This is a genomic window from Streptomyces sp. NPDC052687, from assembly GCF_040678395.1.
Taxonomy (GTDB): domain Bacteria; phylum Actinomycetota; class Actinomycetes; order Streptomycetales; family Streptomycetaceae; genus Streptomyces.
Genome location: NZ_JBFATR010000111.1, coordinates 1 through 1,338, shown reverse-complemented (window position 1 = coordinate 1,338; position 1,338 = coordinate 1). Strand labels below are relative to the sequence as shown.

The window sequence follows — 1,338 nt, the reverse complement described above, 5'->3', positions numbered from 1 at the left end:
GAGGTGTTCGTGGCGGGGGTGGATGTCGACTGGTCGCCGTGGGTGGGCGGTGGTCGGCTGGTGGACCTGCCGACTTACGCCTTCCAGCACCGGCGTTTCTGGTTGCCGGCGGGTCGGTCGGTGGTGGATGCGGCGGGGCTCGGTCTGAGCACGGCGGATCACCCGCTGCTCGGCGCAGCCGTCCGCCTGGCGGAGAGCGGTGACCTTGTGCTCACCGGCCGGATCTCCCTCGGCACCCACTCCTGGCTCGCCGATCACGCCGTCTTCGGTACGGCGCTGCTGCCAGGGACGGCGTTCGTGGAGATGGCGCTGCGGGCGGCCGATGAGGCGGGTTGCGGTGTGCTGGAGGAGCTGACGCTGGAGCGGCCGCTGGTGCTGTCGGAGGACGGACCGGTGGCGGTGCAGGTGTCGGTGGGTGCCGCGGACGAGTCCGGGCGCCGGACGATCGCCGTCCACTCACGGCCCCAGGACGTCGAGACCGCATGGGTGCGGCACGCCGTCGGTGTGGTGGCGACGGGCTCGGTGGCGACCTCCGAGCGGTTCGATGTGGCGTGGCCGCCGTCCGGCGCTCAGCCGGTGCACGGACCGGAGGTGTACGACCGCCTGGCCGCCCTCGGCTATGGGTACGGCCCGGTGTTCCAGGGCCTGCACGCCCTATGGCGGGGCGGTGACGAGCTGTTCGCCGAGGTGCGGCTGCCCGCCGAGCCCGACGCCTTCGGTATCCACCCGGCGCTCCTGGACGCCGCGCTGCACCCGCTGCCGTCGGGTGAGCTGTGGGTGCCGTTCTCGTGGAGCGGGGTGCGGCTGCACTCGGTGGGTGCCTCGGTGCTGCGGGTGCGGCTGACACCGGACGCGGACGGGACCGTGCGCCTGTCCGCGTTCGACGGGGCCGGGATGCCGGTGGTGACCGTCGACGAACTGCGGCTGCAGCCCATGTCGCAGGAGCAGCTGCGGCAGGTGGGTTCGGCGTCCGCCGATCCGCTGTACGAGGTGCGGTGGACCGAAGCGGCGGAGCTTGGCTCCTCGCCGGTTGCCGGTGTGGGGTCCGACGTCCTGGTCGAGTACGTGGAACCGGGCGGTGATGTGCGTGTCCGGGTGGGTGAGGCGTTGGCGCTGGTGCAGCGTTTCGTCGGCGATGCGGAGGCGGCGGACGGGCGGCTGGTCGTCGTGACGCGGGGTGATGTGGCCGGGACGCCGGATCCGGCGACGTCGGCTGTGTGGGGTCTGCTGCGTTCGGCGCAGGCCGAGCATCCGGGCCGGGTCGTGGTCGTGGACGTGCCCGCCGACGCCGACGCCGAGGCGGCGGTGGCGACGGCGCTCGCCCTGGGCGAACCGCAG

At 73.5% G+C, this 1,338-nt stretch carries 1 protein-coding gene; it reads left to right on the top strand.

Going from position 1 to position 1,338, the window contains the following annotated elements; all coding sequences use genetic code 11:
- Positions 1–9: 9 nt before the first annotated feature.
- Positions 10–1,338 (top strand): polyketide synthase dehydratase domain-containing protein (locus tag AB0K92_RS33555; protein ID WP_365929053.1); only part of this gene is annotated, 1,329 nt, incomplete at its 3' end.